This is a genomic window from Streptomyces sp. NPDC047108, from assembly GCF_040643575.1.
In the GTDB taxonomy this organism is placed as follows: domain Bacteria; phylum Actinomycetota; class Actinomycetes; order Streptomycetales; family Streptomycetaceae; genus Streptomyces.
The window spans coordinates 116,750-135,195 of record NZ_JBEYUP010000013.1 but is presented as its reverse complement, the minus strand read 5'-3'; the positions used below and the strand labels follow the sequence as shown (position 1 = coordinate 135,195).

General features: G+C 69.7%; 9 protein-coding genes and 1 pseudogene. 8 read left to right on the top strand and 2 right to left on the bottom strand.

Annotation, left to right across the window (positions count from 1 at the left end; all coding sequences use genetic code 11):
• Positions 1-213: 213 nt before the first annotated feature.
• Complete coding sequence (locus ABZ822_RS23615) at positions 214-2,355, bottom strand: tectonin domain-containing protein (RefSeq protein ID WP_360857556.1); 2,142 nt, start codon at positions 2,353-2,355, stop codon at positions 214-216.
• 860 nt (positions 2,356-3,215) lie between these two features.
• Between ABZ822_RS23615 and ABZ822_RS23610 the strand changes: the two genes are divergently transcribed.
• The 4 genes and pseudogenes from ABZ822_RS23610 (at position 3,216) to ABZ822_RS23595 (ending at position 10,133) form a co-directional block, all read left to right on the top strand.
• On the top strand, positions 3,216-5,921 hold the full coding sequence (locus tag ABZ822_RS23610; protein ID WP_360857553.1) for a LuxR C-terminal-related transcriptional regulator: 2,706 nt from the start codon (positions 3,216-3,218) through the stop codon (positions 5,919-5,921).
• Between the two features lie 279 nt (positions 5,922-6,200).
• A pseudogene (locus ABZ822_RS23605) lies at positions 6,201-7,164 on the top strand (alpha/beta hydrolase).
• Positions 7,165-8,435: 1,271 nt separating this feature from the next.
• On the top strand, positions 8,436-9,353 hold the full coding sequence (locus ABZ822_RS23600) for an aminoglycoside phosphotransferase family protein (RefSeq protein ID WP_360857550.1): 918 nt from the start codon (positions 8,436-8,438) through the stop codon (positions 9,351-9,353).
• A 132-nt stretch (positions 9,354-9,485) separates the two neighbouring features.
• Positions 9,486-10,133 (top strand): GPP34 family phosphoprotein, encoded by a 648-nt coding sequence (locus ABZ822_RS23595; RefSeq protein ID WP_360857547.1) that lies wholly within the window; start codon positions 9,486-9,488, stop codon positions 10,131-10,133.
• Between the two features lie 185 nt (positions 10,134-10,318).
• Here the strand turns inward: ABZ822_RS23595 and ABZ822_RS23590 are convergent, their stop codons facing one another.
• Positions 10,319-11,413, bottom strand: coding sequence for a type II CAAX endopeptidase family protein (locus tag ABZ822_RS23590; RefSeq protein ID WP_360857544.1), 1,095 nt, complete (start codon positions 11,411-11,413; stop codon positions 10,319-10,321).
• Between the two features lie 450 nt (positions 11,414-11,863).
• Here ABZ822_RS23590 and rfbH point away from each other — a divergent pair, with 450 nt between their 5' ends.
• The 4 genes from rfbH (at position 11,864) to ABZ822_RS23570 (ending at position 18,429) form a co-directional block, all read left to right on the top strand.
• A complete protein-coding gene (rfbH, locus tag ABZ822_RS23585) occupies positions 11,864-13,165 on the top strand; it encodes a lipopolysaccharide biosynthesis protein RfbH (protein WP_360857541.1) in 1,302 nt (433 codons plus the stop codon).
• 441 nt (positions 13,166-13,606) lie between these two features.
• On the top strand, positions 13,607-15,784 hold the full coding sequence (locus ABZ822_RS23580) for an SAM-dependent methyltransferase (RefSeq protein WP_360857538.1): 2,178 nt from the start codon (positions 13,607-13,609) through the stop codon (positions 15,782-15,784).
• A gap of 32 nt (positions 15,785-15,816) precedes the next feature.
• Entirely contained in the window at positions 15,817-17,118 is a 1,302-nt protein-coding gene (locus ABZ822_RS23575) for a cytochrome P450 (RefSeq protein ID WP_360857535.1), read from the top strand.
• 117 nt (positions 17,119-17,235) lie between these two features.
• Entirely contained in the window at positions 17,236-18,429 is a 1,194-nt protein-coding gene (locus ABZ822_RS23570) for a macrolide family glycosyltransferase (RefSeq protein WP_360857532.1), read from the top strand.
• The last annotated feature ends 17 nt before the right edge of the window (positions 18,430-18,446 follow it).

Here is an 18,446-nt window from a genome sequence, read left to right as displayed (position 1 = left end):
CGCGCGGGCTGTCGAGACGCGTCATTCAGGCTGGGGTGGCGGGCTTTCGCGGTGCGGGCCTCGAAGCCGAGGAGACAGCGAAGGTCTTCCACCGGGACAGAGGGGCTGCTGTGCCAGCAGGCGTGACCTTGCACAGCAGCCCCGGGTCTCCACCCGTTCCCCCGGCCCTCCTGATGGCACTCGATCGGTGGCCGAAGTCGGAAGGCTCAGCGTCTAGTCATCGGCGGGGGTGATGAAAATCTTGCTGCCGGCGATGACGTCGCACCGGCCGTCCCCGTTGTAGTCGCGGTACTCCGTGATGTCCTTGTACTTCAGTGGGGACTGGTTCAGATAGTGCTGAATTCCCTGTGAATCCCACCACCACCAGGTCACGCCGTTGGCTCGGAAGTGATCCTTCGTCCCGTCACCGTTGAAGTCGCACACCGAGGTCATCATCGGCTCGGCGGTGACGCCGAACTTGTTGTTCGACTCCTTGAGGCCTTTCTCGGTCTGGTCGAAGGCGCCGTCCCGGAGGATGAAATCCGTCCACTTGTTCTTGTGGGCGAAAAGGTTGTGACGCACGGTCATGCCGATGGTCGGGGTGCCTCGCAGCTTGACTCCGGTACCGGCCGTGTACCTGATCCAGTTGTAGGCGACGTCCATGTACTCTCCGGCGAGACCGCAGTTGTAGGAGCCGAAGACTCCGCAGTTGTCACGCCCGTGCATGTCGATCTGGTGGGTGTGGTAGACGTTGGTGTTCCATCCGCCGCCGGCTTCGACGATGTTGCGGTAGAACAGGAAACCACTACCCTCCCTGCCGTCTCCCGCGACGGCATGCCGGTTGTGGTCGAAAATGTTGCGTTCGATCAGAGCGGTGCCGCCGTACGTCACCTCGACGCCGTAGCCGCCACCGTGTCCACCGCCGAAGACGTCGCCGGTCTGGTGCTGGTTGTGGTGGAAGTAGCTGTCCGTGATGTGCGGAAGCTCCTGCCGCCTGTCGATATCGAGCCGGTTCTGCTCGTCCCGGACCTGGATACCCATGTTGCTCCACCCGTAGAACTCGGAGTGGTCGATCGTGACGCCTCGACTGGATGCGATTTGCACGCCGATGGAGTGCGGTTCCTCCTCCTCCGCCTGGCGCGTTCCGAGTCCGCCGTCGATCCGGATCCCGCTGATCCGCACGTTGTCCGCTGTCAGGTGGTACCCCTCGTAGTCCCGGCCGATCTTCAGGAACACCTCGGGGAACGTTGTCGTGTAGATGCGCGGCCCGCGGGGGAACTCCTTGGTCCGCTCACCGATGATCTGCACCCCCGGAGCGATGAGAAGGTCCTGGAGGCCACTGAGGTCCAGGTTGACACCGGCGCTGATCCTCACCTCGGCATCCTGCACCTTGATCGCGTCCAGAAACGCGTCGACCTGGTCATCGGAAGTGATCTCTACCGTGGTCCTGGCGTTGAGAGCACCGGGGAGCTTCTGCCATCCCGACCAGTCGTCGGCCGAGGGGCTCTTCTGCACGTCCTGGTGGAGCGCCCCGTCCTTGTCGACGCCCAGCAGCGTCATGGTGCCGTTCTTGTTGCCCTCGACGGCCACGGAACGCATCCTGCCGGTGGAATTCTGCCACTCGGACCATGTGTTGGCGTCAGCAGAAGTCTGCCTTGCGCGAAAGAGGGATTCGTCGTCTCGGGTAACGAATGTCTCCATGCGGCCGTCGGCATTCCGCCCCACCGCCACCGAGGTCAGCGGGGACGCCGGCATGTGCTCCCACGCACTCCAGTCGCCGGTGTTCGCCTTGGTCTTCCAGCGGTGAAAAGCCTTGCCCGAGTTGTCGATGCCCCAGAGCTCCAGACGTCCGTCAGCCCGTCGCTCCACCGAGAGGGAGCGCAGGGCTCCCCCAAAAGGCTTCCAACCGGACCACACGTTGGTGTTCTTACGGACCTGCGACATGGCGAAGGTCTCGGCAGACGCGTTCGTGGCGAAGACTTCCAGACGGCCATCCCCGTTACGGCCGAGCGCGACCGACTTCAACGGAGACGCGGGAACCTTCTCCCAGGCACTCCAGCTGTCACTGTTCGCAGTTGTTTTCCACCGGTGGAAAGTCTCCCCCGAGCTGTTCACACCCCACAACTCAAGACGACCGTCCTCATTCGCCTCCGCCGCCACCGAACGCAGCGCGCCGCCGAACGGCTTCCACTCGCTCCACTCCTGGGAGTCAGCCGAGACCTGCCGGCGGTGCCACATGTGATCGTTCGCATCCGAAGCGAACGCTTCCAGACGTCCATCACCGTTACGCGCCACAGCCAAAGCGCCATGCGCGAAACGTTCACCTGCCCTCGCATCCACGTCAGGCGCAACGATCAGCGTCCCGGCGAGCACCACGAGTGCTGAACCACCCGCAGCACGTCTCAGTCGACGGGTCACCCTCCCCGGTGGGCGTTCGGCACACCAACGACTCATCGCGGTTCCTTTCCAAGGCCGTTCGAAAACGACGAAATGAATGACGGAATGATCTGACGCTCACTGCGGGTCGCGGTTGCGCCGATGGCGGAGTTGAGCGAGTCCGATTGCGGGATATCCGGCGAGCAGCCACAGCCGCGGACCATCCCGTAGACCCCCGCCTGGCGGCGCAGTCAGTCCTCTTCGCCCACTCGCACTCCCCCTCCGCGCCCGGTGCCAGCGACGCGGCCGCCGCGCATGCCGCCCGACTCCCCTTTGAACCGCTCATCGTCACGGTTCGGGTCGGAACGCGCAGACCTGGCCGCCGTGAGGACCCGCAGCAGATGATTCCATACTTTAACTAAACTGGGAATCGGGGCGACGCTATGCGAGCAGTCTTGAGCGCGCGGACGGGCCGTTCTCCAACTGTGCGAACAAGGGGCGCAGTTGGCGCAGACGACCTCGCGCCGTACGGCCCTGCGCACACTCCCCCTACTCCCGGATCCCGCGCCCCGCTTCGCCCCCCAGCGCGGAGGTGTGCGCCGCCCCGTGCGGGTGGCTCAGGCGGGGGATGTGGGGCCCGTAGCGGGGCCAAGATCCTGCAGCTTCCGCCTCAACCGAGCCCTCCCTGCGGCGACGCGGCATCACAGCGACCGACCCGGCCCGGCGCATCGCGTTCAGACCGCCGGAAGCCCGGCTCCTGACGCCACCAGGCATCCAGGTCCATGTCGGTATTATGAGTAATTGGGTGGTTTGCGCATTGGTTGCCGTGTGGGCCGCCCGTCTGCGCGTGGGAGGTTGCGGTGGCCTTGGAGAAGCCGGATCGAGGGTGGCCTCTGGTAGGGCGTGACGGTGAGCTGGAGGCTTTCGAGCGGGTGTGGGCGGAGGGGCAGTGCCGGGCGGTGGTGGTGTTCGGAGCTGCGGGCGTCGGCAAGTCCCGGCTGGCGGACGAGTTCTTGCGCCGCGCGGTCGCCGACGGTGGGGTACGGGGCGCGAGGGCCACTGCGAGTTCGGCGGCGGCGAGGGTGCCCCTCGGGGCGGTGGCCCAGCTGGTCCCGGCCGGGACAGACCTTTCGGATCCGGTGAGAGTGTTCGCGGCGGTGACATCGGCCTTGAGCGGGCCGAAGGGAAACCAGCGGTGGGCGGTGCTGGTCGATGATCTGCATCTGCTGGACGGGGCATCGGCGGTCTTGCTGCAGCAGCTGACCGAAGCCGGGGTGGTGCGGCTCATCGCGACGGTGCGCAATGGCGAGCCGGTCAGTGACGCGGTGGAGGCTCTGGCGTGGGGGAACGGGGTGCACCGGGTGGACCTGGACGCGTTCGACCCGCGGGAGACCGAGTGGTTGCTGCGGGCCGGTCTGGGTGGTCCGGTGGGCCGGCGTACGGTGCACCGTCTGTTCGAGGCGTCGGGCGGTAACGCGCTGTATCTGAGCGAGCTGGTCCATGGCGCGCTCGAGGCCGGGACGCTGGCCAGTGACGGGGAGATCTGGGAGCTGAGAGAGGGCGCGCTGCCGGGCACGCCGCGGCTGTCGGAGCTGATCGCCCAGCGGCTGGACGCGGCCCCCGAGGCAACCCGCGACGTGCTCCGGCTGCTCGCCCTCTGTGAGCCGGTGTCGCTGGCCGACGCCGAGGCCATGTGCGGTCTGCGGGATCTCGCCGCCTTGGAGGAGTCCGGGCTGGTCCAGGTCCTGAGGGACCGCCGCCGCCATGCCCTCGTACTGGCCCATCCGCTCTACGGGGAAACGCTCCGGGCCGGTCTTCCGGCATTGCGCCGACGCGCCCTCCTGCTCGAGCACGTGGAACGGGTCTCCGCACACGGGTCGCGGCGTCGGGGCGACACCATGCATCTGGCGCTGTGGCAGCTGGCGGCCACCGGCACCGCCGACCTGGCACTGCTGATCAGGGCGGCGGTCCTGGCCCGTCATGTCCACGATTACCCCCAGGTCGCTCAGCTGATGGAGGCGGTTCCGCAGGGTGAGCACTCCCGGATCAGCTGCCTGCTGCACGGTGAGGCTCTGACGCAGCTGGGCCGGTGGGAGCCCGCGGACGTCATGCTGGCCGAGGCGGAGGAGCGCGCCGACGCCGAACCCGACCAGGTCGCCGCTTCGCTGGCGCGCACCTGGAACCTCTTCTGGTTCGCCGCCCGCACCGAGCCTGCCCTCCGGGTGAACGAGGCAGCGCTGCGCCGGGTGACCGGACCTGAGACACGGCGCATGCTGACGCTCAACGAGGGGGCCATACGTGCCGTGTCCGGTCAGCCCGCCAGGGGCGTGGAGCTGCTCAAGGATCTGGAGACCGACCCTGAGCAGGCACCGAACCCGGACGCCTGGGCCCTTGCCGCGTTGTGTCGCACGGGTGGGCTGGCGTACCTCGGACGAACCGACGAAGCCGTTGCGTGGGGTATGCACGCGTACGCGTGCCATCTGCGGATACAGGAGCAGCAGATCGGATCGGACCCGGTCGGTCAGCTGAACCCGGTGAGCTTCTCGCTTGCGGACGCCGGTCAGCTGGCCGAAGCCCGTCAGACCGCGGAACGCGTGCTCGCCGAGACCATGTCAAGAGCCCACATAGCCTCCCGCGTGTGGGCGATGCACTTCCTGGGGCGGGTGGAGTGGCTGGCGGGTGACGTCGCAGCCGCCCGGCGCTGGCACGCCGAAGCGGTCGCAGAGGCCCGGGCCCGCAACCACATGACGCCGCTGTTCGATGCGTGGGCGGGGCTGGCTGCTGCCGCGGCGGTCCTGGGCGATCTCGGCGCCGTCCAGGAGGCACTGGCTGAGATGTCCGCCTATCCCCCGATGGGGCACAGCACCGGGGAGGAAGACCTCGGCCAGGCGTGGCTGTACGCAGCCAAGGGCGACCTCGCCCGCGCCCGCGACATCCTCGCCCGGGCAGCGGACAAGGCTCGTACGACCGGACACGTGACCTCCGAGATGCTGTTGCTGACCGATGTCGCACGCCTGGGCGGAGCCGGGAAGGTCACGGCCCGTCTCACGGAACTGGCGCACGCGTGCGACGGCGCTTTCGCCCCCGCCCGCGCTCACCTGGCAGCCGCCCTGGCCGTCGACGACCCCGAACAACTCTTTGCCGTCTCACAAGAGCTCCATGCCCTCGGTGCCCACCTGCTCGCCGCCGAAGCCGCCACCACAGCCGCCGCCACCTGGCAGCGCACCGGTGACACCCGCCGAGCCACCGCAGCCACCCTCCACGCTCAAGCCGAGGCCGCCCGCTGCCCCGGCGCCCGTACGCCCTTGCTCGCCGCGCCTCAGGCCACCGCCCAACTCACCCGCCGGGAACGGGAGATCGCTCACCTCGCCGCCTCCGGCACCCCCAGCAAGGCCATCGCCGCAACGCTTCACCTCTCGAACCGCACCGTCGACAACCACCTTCAACATGCCTACGCCAAACTCGGAGTCACCACCCGCCAGCAGCTGTCCCACGCGCTCCGCCACAACGACACCCGCTCTCCCGCCGCGTCCCGCCCCGCAGATCAACACCACGGATATCGGTGAGACGGAAACTGTGCAGTGAACCGGCTGGAGCGGGGAGCCGTGCTGACACACGCCTGCCTCTGCAGCTCGCGAACCCTCCTCCGCTTCCGGCGTCCGGCGTCCGGCGTCCGAAGTCGAGAGTTGCAAGGCCCGCGACTAGGATGGTCACAGCGCCCCATCGAGGGCTTGACCGGGCTCGGCCCGGGGCCCGGGCGCGGGGCGGCGTCGACGCCCCCAGGGCAGTCACCACGCGCGCTCCCTCATCACGTTGGGCTTCTCAGCACTGCTAGGAGCGTTGTCATGACTGCTCATTCCGCCTCGATCGTCCTGGAGCGCCCGGCGCAGGAGCTGGCCGACGCGACCTCGACCCATCCGTTCCTGTACGAGCTGGAGCCGGTCGAAGCACGCAAGGTCCTCGACGACCTGCAGGCCGCGCCGGTCGACAAGCTGCCGGTCGACGAGGAGTGGATCACCGTACCGGCCTCCGTGGGCGACGTACGGGTGCGCATCGTCAAACCACAGGGCGCCACGGGGACACTGCGCGTCGTGCTGTACATGCACGGCGGCGGCTGGGTGCTGGGCAACGCCGCCACCCATGACCGCCTGGTACGGGAGTTGGCGGTCGGTGCCCGTGCAGCGGTGGCCTTCGTGGAGTACGCGGCGTCACCGGAGGCCCACTACCCCGTGGCCATAGAGCAGGGCTACGCCACGGCGCAGTGGATCGCGCGCGAGGGAGCGTCCAAGGGGCTGGACGCCCGGCGCATGGCTGTGGCCGGAGACTCGGTAGGCGGGAACATGACAGCCGCGCTCGCCCTGATGGCCAAGGACCGCGGAGACGTCACCTTCGTGCAGCAGTCGATGTACTACCCGGTCACGGACGCGGCCATGGACACCACGTCCTACGACCAGTTCGACACCGGCTACTACCTCAGCCGCAAGGCCATGGAGTGGTTCTGGGACGCCTACACCACCGACCCGAGGCAACGCGAGGAGATCACCGCCTCCCCCCAACCGCGCCACCACCGAGCAACTCGACGGCCTGCCGCCCGCCCTGCTGATCGTGGACGAGGCCGATGTGCTGCGGGACGAGGGCGAGGCCTACGCCGCCAAGCTGCGCGCGGCAGGCGTCCCGGTCACCACGGTGCGCTACGACGGCGCGGTGCACGACTTCATGATGATCAACTCTCTCAGCCGGACCAGGGCCACCCGAGCAGCCGTGGACCAGGCTGCCTCGTTCCTTCGCGATGCCCTCGGAACCGCGTAGACGCACGTACGCGCCGCGTTCCTTCAGTACCGGCCTTCGCGCCGGCGGACCGGTCCTCCGGCGCATGGCAAGGTGGACGCCGCCGGCTGCGCCGCCTACCCGCTGACGGCGCAGCCCCCTGGCCGCACCACCGCCGTCTTCTCACCACTGCCTCCACCGCGGCGGGCAGGTCTTCGACTGCCTCTGCGATGCCCCCTCACGAGGCGCGGTGGTCCCCACCAGCACGGTCACCCAACGCCTCGAGCGGCGAGGGCAGCCGGACCGTTCCGCTCGTCGACACGTCCGGTGGCGCCGCAGTCATCACCGTTGCCGCGCCCGGCGCAATCCGTGCCACCGAAAGTGGCAACGGGCTTGAGTGGCGGACACTCAAGCCCGTTGCCCGCTTACTCAGGCGCGGATCGGGAGCGGGAGAAGGTGGAGGCATGAAACGGCATCGCCTCGCACATCTCACGACGCTGCTGCTGTGCCCCACTCCCCATCTCCCGCTGACCAACCAGCCCGTTGCAGCGTCACGTCGCTCAACTCAGGCCTGCACGGAACGGAGGAAGCAACGGCCTGTCGTACTGACGCCGACCGCAGTGACTGCATGCGGCCGGGTGGCGGGTGCCTCTCCTGACGAGCGAGTGGATCATGAGTAGTCGATGCTCACGCACTCGCTCCCGCTCTCGTGCTCCACTACGCCCCTCGCTTTCTTCACACTCCGGCCACACATCTCCCTTGAGTCGGCCACATGCGGTTTCATGGCATTCACACACATGCAGGACGGGGGACTTCGATGCGCCTTGCTGCCGCATTGCTTCTGGTGGCTCAGGCAGGATTACTGATCGCTTGGGTCGTCGGTCGACGCCCTCGCCGTCGATCGGGTCGATCGGTTCGTGCCGACCGCGAACAGCGTCGTACGGTACCGACTTCGATTGATGACGCAACTGTCTTCGATCGTGCGCAGTGGCGAGCCATGAGCGCGGCCGAACAAGCCGAGTTCGACGAGCGGCAGTTGTCGCGTGGTGACGATCCCCAGCCGACTCGGTAGACGCCGCCGCAGCGCCAGGCCCGCCGGTGCACATGACAGCCGCGCGTTCCTCTTCGGTCCCTTTTCGTCCTCCGCCGAGCCGGAACACGGCATCGTCTTCCGCTATGTGATGAACCGTCATCGGCGACCGCGACTCCATGCCCGCCACAACACATGCCGTTGGTAGGTGTTTCTGCTTCCCGACGCGGGAACGCGCCGGCGGCGCCGGACGCCAGGAGTGGCCCGATTACGGTTGCTGCGCATGACCCACACCGACATCGAGATCACCGCTGAGCTGATCCGGGATCTTCTGCGCGACCAGCACCCCGACTTGGCCGGTCGCCCTTTGAGACTCGGCGCACGGGGCTGGGACAACCAGCTGTGGCGCCTCGGCGACGACCTCGCCGTCCGGCTGCCCTGGGCGACGCAGTCCGCGGACGCGCTCCTGCGCAAGGAGCATGCCTGGCTGCCCGCCCTCGCGCCGCAACTCCCGCTGCAGATCCCCGTCCCGCAGCGCCTCGGCGAGCCCTCCCAACGGTTTCCGCGACCCTGGATCGTCACCACCTGGGTGCCGGGCCGGCCCGCCGACCGTGCCCCCGCCACGCGCGGCGCGGAAGCGGCCGACGCCCTGGCCGCCTTCCTGACGGCTCTTCACCAACCGGCTCCCACCGGGGCGCCCAGCGGACGTGATCGCGGAGGGCCCCTGGCTCACCATGCGGAGCAGTTCGCCAGGCAGCTCGCCTCGGCCACCGAACTGGGGCTGGTCCCCGACCCGGACGCCGTCCGCGCGGTCTGGGAAGACGCCGCCGCCGCACCCGACTGGGCGGGCCCCGCACTCTGGCTCCACGGAGACCTGCACCCCGCCAACGTCCTCACCACGGACGGCACCTTCTGCGGCGTGATCGACTTCGGCGACCTCTGCGCGGGCGACCCGGCCTGCGACCTCGCCGCCCCCTGGGCGCTGCTGCCGGAGAACGCCGCCGACCACTTCCATGCGGCCTACCAACCAACCCCGGACGCCGCGACCTTGCGCCGCGCCCGAGGCTGGGCGGTGCTCCGAGCCCTCGCCGGCATCCGCATCGGAGACGCCGGCGTCCACGGCCGCCCCGGCGGCAAACCCACCTGGGGCCCACCCGCCCATGAGGCGCTGCGACGCCTCACCGCCGCGGCCCCTCGCTGATCAGTCCCTGCCCGCCTTTCTTGCGGGGGCACGGGCCCACCGTCCGATCGGCGGCGAAACTCGAGTAATTTCCCGAGCCGACCACTCGTAGCCTCTCCGTTGATCACCGGGATGCTTACGGCGGGAGCGGCCATGGACGCACGCGTCACCCTCGCGGAGGAGCTGCTGCTCCTTGCCCTCGATCCGGCCACGGGCAGACCGCGCTGCAGACCGCGGTTTCTGCAGTACGGTCTGGCCGGGGCCGTGCTCGCGGAGCTCGAGGCGGCCGGCCGGATCGTCGAGGATCACGGCCGGATCGCACTGGCGAATCCGGTGCCCATCGGCGACCCCCTGCTCGACGACGCTCTGGCGAGCCTGCCCGATCCCCGCAAAAGCAGGGGCGTGCGGATCCAGCGCTGGATCCGCGGCTCGGCCGGGCCGATCGAGCAGGAGTGCGCGTACCGCCTGGCACAACGCGGTGCGATTCGCATCGAGAAGCGCCGTGCGTTTCTGTTCTTCGGCTACCACATCTATCCGTCGGCCGGGGCCGATTGGTCCACGCCTGCTGTCGCTCGTCTCCGCTCCGCCGGCAAGGTCCGGTTCCCCGACCGGCGCAGCCGGATGCTCGCCGGCCTGGTCTCCGCGATCGATCTGGACGGCGGGATCTGTCCCGGCTCCGGGGGCGCCAAACGGATCCGCCGTGACATGCACCGGCTCACAGGCGCGCAGTGGCCCGCTTCCGCGGTGCGGCGGACCGTGCGGCTGGACAAGGTCGGGCAGTCGGCCGGCGGCGGCGGGTGACCGGCCCTGACCGCCAGGCCCCGGGACCGTGAACCTCCTGTCCAGTTCTCCGGACGAGCGCACGAACGGCCCCGAGTCCCAAGCCCGGGCCCCTCCCCCGCGCCGCGAGTCCGAAAGTCCCGGGCCCCCGCGCCCCGAGGGACGACGAGGGCCGCCCGGCCGAAGGGCGGAACGGCCCTCGCGGATCAGCGTGCGGCCCCCGGCAGAGGCGCGTGGACCGTGGGCACAGGCGCGTGGTGCGCAGCCGGCACCATGACGGTGCCGAGGCGCCGGCGCCGGGCGAGCCGGAGTACGACGGCCGCGTAGAGCAGCATCATCGGTACGTCGATGGCCACGGTCAGCCAGTCCAGGTCGGCGGCGGTCTCATCGGAAGCGAGTCCGTCGGTGGTCAGCGCGGCGATGCCCATCCCCAGCACGTTGTTGAGGGTGTGCAGCGCGATACCGGCTTCGAGTCCGCCCGTACGTACGGTCAGGAAGGCCGTTACCAGACCGAAGGCGGTCAGGTCGGCGAAGCCCCAGGGGGTCCCCCATCCATGGGCGCCGGCGAAGAGGAGGGCCTGGGGCACGATCGCGATCCACGGTGAGCGGCACCAGGCGCCCACGGCCTGCAGCAGCCATCCCCGGCACATGTACTCCTCGCCCGCTGCCTGGAACGGCACCACGACGAGCACCATCGCGAGGCCGAGGAGGAGCGAGGACAGGCTCGCCATTTCCACGTCCTGCGTTCCGGTCGCGTCGCTCGAGAGCAATGCGCTGAGTCCCAGGGTGCCGGCGGATACGGGCAGCGCCACGGCAAGGCACACCGCCAGCCAGCTCCACCGCACCCGGCCGGCGACCGATGACACGGTGCCGGCAGGGCGTCGGCCGACCCAGCGGGTGGCGAGGAGCACGACGGGGATGAGGACCGCGAGGGGCAGGAGCCAGACCGCGGCGTCACCGATGACGCCCCAGCTGGAGAATCCTTCGGAGTCCTCGGGGCGGTTCAGCAGGTTCCCGGCGACCTCGATTGATCCCATCAGGGCGCCGGTCACCAGCATGGCGCCGACCATGACCACGCCGGTCCCCACCAGGGGGCGCCACCACCGGTAGTGGGCGCTCGTACGGGCGAGGCGATGGTAGGCGAGCCCCGGCCCCTGGCCGGCGGCCGAGACCGGACCTGCGGCCGCGGCCGGACCTGCGGCCGCGGCCGGGTACGGCGGGGGCTCGGTGGCGGTGGCGGGGATCGAAGGAGGGCGGGCGGGGTGGGCGGGATGGGGCGTGTCGGCCCAGGGATGTGTCATACGTGCGTGCCTCTCATGGGTCGGCGCGGAAACGAGCCTCGAGGTGTCGCCTCGTGGCTCGGGAACCCTCGTCGAAGGACCGCACTCGATCGGAGGCCGTTGCCGCGCGTACCTACTCAACTCTTGTGCTGCGCACCACGACTGCACCCACCTCGCCGTGCCGGGCGGAGAAGTCTGCCGGCCAGGGGGCAACGGGAGGCACGCCCGTGGATGCGGTCCTCGCCCTCCGGCGCCGTCGGAGACCTGACCGGCGTGGAGACCTCCCCGGGCGGCCCCGCGCCGCAGTGCATACGGATCCCTAGACTTGCCCGGCATCGCTGGCACGCCACCGGGCTCACGTGCTGATCTGGGACCCGATCGATCGCATCGGTACGGGCGTGGGGACCTCTTCAGCCGTGAGCCGACCGTACGGCTCGTCCCCCCTTGGCTCACACAGGAGGCCGTCAGCCCATGGGGAACGACAAGACCGAGATTCTGGACCTGGTGCGCGACTACCACCGCAAGAACGTCTCGACGGGGTTCGTGCCAGGTGTCACGCCGGTCATGGCCGCCGGTGCCGTGCTCACCGAGGACGACAGGGTCGCCATGGTCGAGGCCGCCCTGGATCTGCGGATCGCCGCGGGTCGCAGCGCCCGCGAGCTGGAACACGGCTTGGCCAAGTACTTCGGACTGCGCAAGGCGCACCTCACCAATTCCGGATCCTCGGCGAATCTGCTCGCGGTCGGCTCCCTCACCTCGCCGCAGCTGGAGGACCGCCGACTGGTCCCGGGCGACGAGGTGGTGACGGTCGCCGCGAGTTTCCCCACGACCGTCAACCCCATCCTGCAGAACGGCCTCGTGCCGGTCTTCACGGACATCGAACTGGGCACGTACAACACCACACCGGAGCGTGTGGAGCGGGCCATCGGCCCCCGGACCAGGGCGATCATGATGGCGCACGCACTGGGCAATCCGTTCCGGGTGCAGGAGATCGCCCAACTGGCCCAGGATCGCGGCCTGTTCCTGATCGAAGACAACTGCGACGCCTTCGGGAGCACCTACCGGGGACGGCTCACCGGCACGTACGGCGACCTCGCGACGGAGAGCTTCTACCCGGCGCACCACATCACGATGGGCGAGGGCGGGTGCGTGCTCACCGACAACCTGGCGCTGGCCCGCATCGTGGAGTCACTGCGGGACTGGGGCCGCGACTGCTGGTGCAAGCCCGGCGAGGACAACCGGTGCTTCAGGCGCTTCGAGCACCAGATGGGTTCGCTGCCGCACGGCTACGACCACAAGTACATATTCTCGCACGTCGGTTACAACCTGAAGGCCACGGATGTCTCGGCAGCGCTCGGGCTGCAGCAACTCGGCCGGATCGACGCCTTCGGTGCGGCGCGGCGGCGCAACTGGGCACGGCTGCGTGAGGGCCTGGACGGGCTGCCCCACCTGCTGTTGCCGGAGGCGACGCCCGGCAGCGACCCGAGCTGGTTCGGGTTCGCCATCACCGTCAGGCCGGACGCACCGTTCGCACCGGCCGCGCTCATCGATCACCTCGAGTCCCGCAAGATCGCCACACGCCGCTTCTTCGCCGGGAACCTGACGCGGCACCCCGCCTACGAGGGACGCACCTGCCGTGTCAGCGGAACCCTCGCCAACAGTGACATCACCACCGGGCACACCTTCTGGATCGGCGTCCATCCGGGGCTCGCGGACGAGATGATCGACTACAGCATCGATGCCGTGACCGAGTACATGAAACTCTCCCACTGAGCACAGCCGGCTGACCTCCGAACACGAAACTCCCGGAATGCGGGCCGTCCATGGTCCTTCTCTTCAGCCCGCCCACCGGTTGTTCTTTCAGCCCGCTCCCCCGGTTGTTCTTTCAGCTCGCCTACTGGTTGTTCTTTCAGTCCTTGCCCACTCCGGCCCGACACCGCGGGCCCGGCCCCTAGCATCGATTTCACGGCTGCTGCAGACCGCTGAAAGGGTTGTGACCTCCTTTTCCGCATTACCCCGTTCCGCATCATCCGTTCCGCATCGTCCCGCGGCGCAGGACCGCGGGATGTGCCGAGACGGCTTCACGGGTCAGGAATGGCCGATGGGTGAGCGGCGAAAAGGTTGCGATCGCTCTGCGAGCCCTCGGTTTCGCAGCAATGTGCCGTCGCGTCCCCGATTCTCTCGGGGGCGGGTCGTCGTCGAAGGGTGCCATTCATGATCCGTATCGACAACGCTCGAGTCTTCGACGGGGAGCGCGTGCTGGACGGGGTCTCCGTGCTCGTCGAGGACGGGATCGTGACCGGCGTGGCACCCCCGGGCGATCTGGAGGCCACCGCGGGCTCCCGGGCACCGGACGAGATCGTCGACGCCAGTGGCCACACGCTCCTGCCCGGGCTGATCGACGGACATACGCACGTCGTCGGCACCCTGTCCAACCTCCGGCTCGCCCTGGCTTTCGGGGTCACCACCGAGCTCGACATGTTCAGCTTCCCGCCCGACCTCACCGCCTGGCTCTGCGAAACGGCGGCGCGGACCGACGACGTCGCCGACCTGCGCAGTTCCGGGACGGTGGCCTGCCCGACCGGCGGCCATCCCGTGGCCTCGATGCCGTTCATCCCGTCGCTGTCGGGACCGCAGGACGCCGATGAGTACGTGACGGCGCGCCAGAAGGAAGGCGCGCACTACCTCAAGCTGATGTTCGACGACGGAAGACACCATGGTGCCGACCTGCCGACGCTGGACGAAGCGACGTCCACGGCGGTGACGGCGGCGGCACGGTCGGCCGGTCTGCTGACGGTGGCCCATGTGGCCGATACCGAGACCGTCCGCGGTGCGCTGGCCGCGGGGGTCGACGCGCTGACCCACGTTCCGCTGGAGGAGCCGATCCCCGAGGCTCTGGTGCGCCGGGCGGTGACGGACGGCCGCTTCTTCATACCCACCTTGGCCATGATGGAGATGTCCAGCGGCGCCCGCGGGGGCCGCGACCTGATCGCCGATGACCGTATCGCCGACCACCTCCCGGCCGACGCCGTCGCGGCGATCAGCAGCGGTGCCGAGGGCCTCTCCGTGACCGTCCCCTCCCCCGGCCTGGACTTCGGCCACGCACTCGAGACCGTACGGCGCCTGCACGACGCCGGAGTGCCTCTCGTGGCGGGGACCGACGCCAACAGCGGCCCGGGGCGGGCCTGCCCCGTCGTCCACGGAGCGGCGCTGCACCGCGAACTGGAACTGCTGACCGCGGCCGGCCTCCCCCCGAAGGAGGCGCTGAAGGCCGCAACCTCCGCACCGGCCCGCCTGTTCGGCCTGCACGACCGCGGCCGGATCGCCCCCGGGCTCCGGGCCGACCTCCTTCTCGTCGAGGGCGACCCGACCGTGGACATCACCACCACCCGTGCCATCCGGCGGATCTGGCGCCAAGGCATCCCCTTCGATCGCGAGGCCTTCCGCAGGGCCTGGGTCGAGGCTCCGGACACCGGCCACGGCGAGAACGGCGGACGGGACGCGGGAACGGCGACGGGCAGCGCGCTGTCAGCCGTCGGCTCCACCGCGCTGGGGGTCGCGGCCGCCCGCGCGCTGGAGAGCGGGCGCCCTGACCGGCTGTTCGACGACCAGGTCGCGGTGCAGTGCACGGTGGCCGCGGGGTCCGGCCTCGCGGCCTGGACGGGCGCCCAGGGAGAGCTGGTACGGATGGCGACGGGCGACTACTTCGCGCTCCGTACCCGGTACTTCGACACCTGTCTGCTCCAGGCGGTCGAAGCGGGCTGCCGTCAGGTCGTCGTGCTCGCGGCCGGCCTGGACGCGAGGGCCTTCCGCCTGAACTGGCCCGCAGAAGTCCGGCTGTTCGAACTCGACCGGCCCGATGTCTTCTCCTTCAAGCACCGGATCGTCGACGGCCGGGTCCCGATGCCCGGCTGCGAACGGACCGCGGTCGTCGGCGACTTGCGTGACGACTGGCCGAGCGCACTGCGCTCGCACGGCTTCGACGCGAGCGTGCCGACCGCGTGGCTGATGGAGGGCATCATCGTCTACCTCACCGAGCGGGAGGGCGACGACGTGCTCGCCCGCATCGACGAGCTCAGCGCGCCGTCCAGCCGGCTGGCTCTCGAGTACGGCAGCCTGGCCATGTTCGACTCGGAGGGCACCCGGGCCGCGCTGTCCGGGACCGCCGAGTCCGACACCATGCACATGCTCGCCTCGCTGTGGCGCAATGAGCGGACGGCGGATCCCCTTACCTGGCTGGCCGCGCACGGCTGGTCCGCCGACGGCCACAGCATCGCCGATCTTGCCCATGAGTGCGGCCGACCGGTGCCACCCGCATTCGACCCCGATGTCGCGGGCACGGCACGCATCGACCTCATCAGCGGAATCCGAACACCGGACTCGGCGCGGTGACACGGGGCTCCACGGCAATACGGGAGAGGTTCATGCGCATCAGTACGAGGCGGGCCGGCAAGGAGATTCGTGCGGGAGCCATCACGCTCAGGACCCGTGCCACGGTGCGCACCCTGGCATTGATGGGCGATCCGCTCATGCGTGTTCTGGCACCCCGCGCCATGCCGGACCCCTACCCGGAGTACGAACGCATCCGGGCGCGAGGCCCCATGAGCCGCCATCCCATCGGGCTGTACCTCACCGCCGACCACGCCATCAGCCGGGCGGCCCTGTCCGACCCCCGGCTGGGCGTGGGGCCGGCCACACAGCGCGGCGGCATCGACTGGAACGTCCTCTCCGGAGACGAGGAACGGCTGATCCATCCGCTCGAGGAGTCCCTGCTCGTCCTCGATCCGCCCGAGCACACCGCCCTGCGCCGCGCCGCGAGTCCGCTCTTCGCCCCGCACGCCGTCCGGGACCTCGCGCCCCGCATCGAGAAGGTGGTGAGCGGCATCCTGGACGAGGTCGAACGCCGCGAACGCTTCGACCTGGTGGGCGACTTCTCACGGCGGATCCCCATCCAGGTGATCTGCGAGCTGTTCGGCATCCCGGACGCCGACCACGCGACGTTCGTCCGCTGGGGCACGGTGCTGTCGGACACGCTGGACGGCATCCGCACCTTCGGCGAACGCCGTGCCGTACGGTCCGTCCTGGCCGAGATGACGGACTTCCTTCGTACCCTCGTCGGGCAACGGCGCGGGAAGCCGGGGGACGACGTCCTCAGCCGGCTGGCCGCGGCCGAACCGGACGGGAGGCCCGTGGAGGAGCGCGCCCTCATCGCGCTCGTCGGCACGCTGCTGATCGCAGGCTTCGAGACCACGGTCAACGTGATCGCCGGTGCGGCCGTCGAGTTGATGCGCAGGCCCCACACGAAGGCCGTGCTCGTCGACGACCCGGGGTGTGCCGCCGAGGTGGTCGAGGAGACGCTGCGCTTCGAACCGCCGGTGCAGGTGCTGATGCGCTGCGCGCGGGAGCCGGTCACGCTCGGCGGAGCGGCCCTGCCGGCGGGAGCGATGCTGGCGATCGTGGTCGCCGGGGCCAACCGCGACCCCGCGGTCTTCGCCGACCCGCACCGCTTCGACCCTCAACGCACCAACAACCGGGACCACTTGGCGTTCTCGTCCGGTGCCCACTACTGCCTCGGAGCCGGGCTGGCACGGCTCGAGGCCGAAGTGGCCCTGCGCCGGCTGTTCACCCGCATGCCCCGGCTGGAGATGACCGGCGAGCCGCATCTGCGCCGTACGCGCAACATCCGCGGCCACATCAGCGTCCCGGTCCGGGTGGGTCCGCGATGAGCGCCGCCGGACGCCGGCCGGGCCGCCCGAACTCACCCAGCACGTCGGGGCCGGAGCCCTCGAGCCGTCCGGTGTCCGACTGAGCAGTCCTTGCCGCATCCGCCCCAGGAGGCCCACATGCCCGGCCACATCGTCATCCTCAACATTCCGGCACAGGGACATATGCATCCCGCGCTGTCGGTCACCGAGGAACTCGTCCGAAGAGGCAACCGCGTCAGCTTCCTGACGACGGAGAGTTTCGCGCCCGCCGTACGAGCCGCGGGCGCCACCGCGCTGACCTACGACACCTTGCTGACGGACGTCCTGGGTCCCGGGAGGTACCGGACGCTCTCCCCCGACATGCTGGCCTGGTCGGCCGTACTGTTTCTCCAGGAGAGCGCGAAGCTGGTGACGCTTGCCCGGCAGCTCTTCGCCGACGACGTGCCGGACCTGATCTTCTACGACATGATCACGGGACCCGCGGGAAGGGCCCTGGAACAGCTCTGGGACCGTCCCGCGGTGCAGTCCACGCCCTCCATGGCGTCCAATGACCACTACTCGCAGGTGCTGGCGGTCGCGGAGCAGTCCGGTGTGCCGTTCGAGCACCCGGCCGTCGTCGAACTCCTCAGCCGGGCGAAGCAGTTGGCGTCCGATCTGGGCCTCGACGCCACTCCGGAGTACCTGGTGGACTGGCGCGCCGACAGGAGCGTGGTCTACGCGCCCCGCGAGTTCCAGCCCGCCGGGGACACGTTCGGGGAGGAGACGACGTTCGTCGGCTCCTGCCACTCCACGGCGTACACGAAGGGTGTCTGGGAGGACGCGGAGGACGGGCTGCCCCTCGTCGTGCTCTCGATGGGCACGCTCTACAACCACCAGCCCGAGTTCTTCCGTACCTGCGTTCGCGCCTTCGAAGGGCAGCCCTGGCACGCGGTGATCACCGTCGGCCACGGCACGGACCCGGGTGAGCTGGGCCCGCTGCCCCCGAACGTCGAAGTGCACCAGTGGATCCCGCAGTTGGCGGCGCTGAGGAAGGCCGCGGTCTTCGTCACCGGCGCGGGGCTCGGCAGCCTGATGGACGCGCTGTACACGGGCACACCGCCGGTCGTGATACCGCAAGTACCGGAGACCCGGGTTCTCTCCAACCGGGCCGTGGAGCTGGGGCTCGCCACGCTGCTGCCCCCCGCGGAGGTCACGGCCGGCACCTTGCTGGCGGCGGTCGAGCGGACGGCGGCGGACGAGGGCATACGCGAACGCGTGGGGCGTATGCCGGAGTTGATGCAACGAGCCGGTGGTCCCGTACGAGCCGCCGAGGCCCTGGAGGCTCTGCTGTGACCGCCCGCCCTCTGCCA

Excerpts from the sequence above, each read along its gene's own strand:
- ABZ822_RS23590 (WP_360857544.1), bottom strand. The coding sequence starts at position 11,413 with ATGACACATCCCTGGGCCGACACGCCCCATCCCGCCCACCCCGCCCGC.
- ABZ822_RS23570 (WP_360857532.1), top strand. The coding sequence starts at position 17,236 with ATGCCCGGCCACATCGTCATCCTCAACATTCCGGCACAGGGACATATG.
- ABZ822_RS23580 (WP_360857538.1), top strand. The coding sequence starts at position 13,607 with ATGATCCGTATCGACAACGCTCGAGTCTTCGACGGGGAGCGCGTGCTG.
- rfbH (WP_360857541.1), top strand. The coding sequence starts at position 11,864 with ATGGGGAACGACAAGACCGAGATTCTGGACCTGGTGCGCGACTACCAC.
- ABZ822_RS23575 (WP_360857535.1), top strand. The coding sequence starts at position 15,817 with ATGCGCATCAGTACGAGGCGGGCCGGCAAGGAGATTCGTGCGGGAGCC.
- ABZ822_RS23600 (WP_360857550.1), top strand. The coding sequence starts at position 8,436 with ATGACCCACACCGACATCGAGATCACCGCTGAGCTGATCCGGGATCTT.
- ABZ822_RS23595 (WP_360857547.1), top strand. The coding sequence starts at position 9,486 with ATGGACGCACGCGTCACCCTCGCGGAGGAGCTGCTGCTCCTTGCCCTC.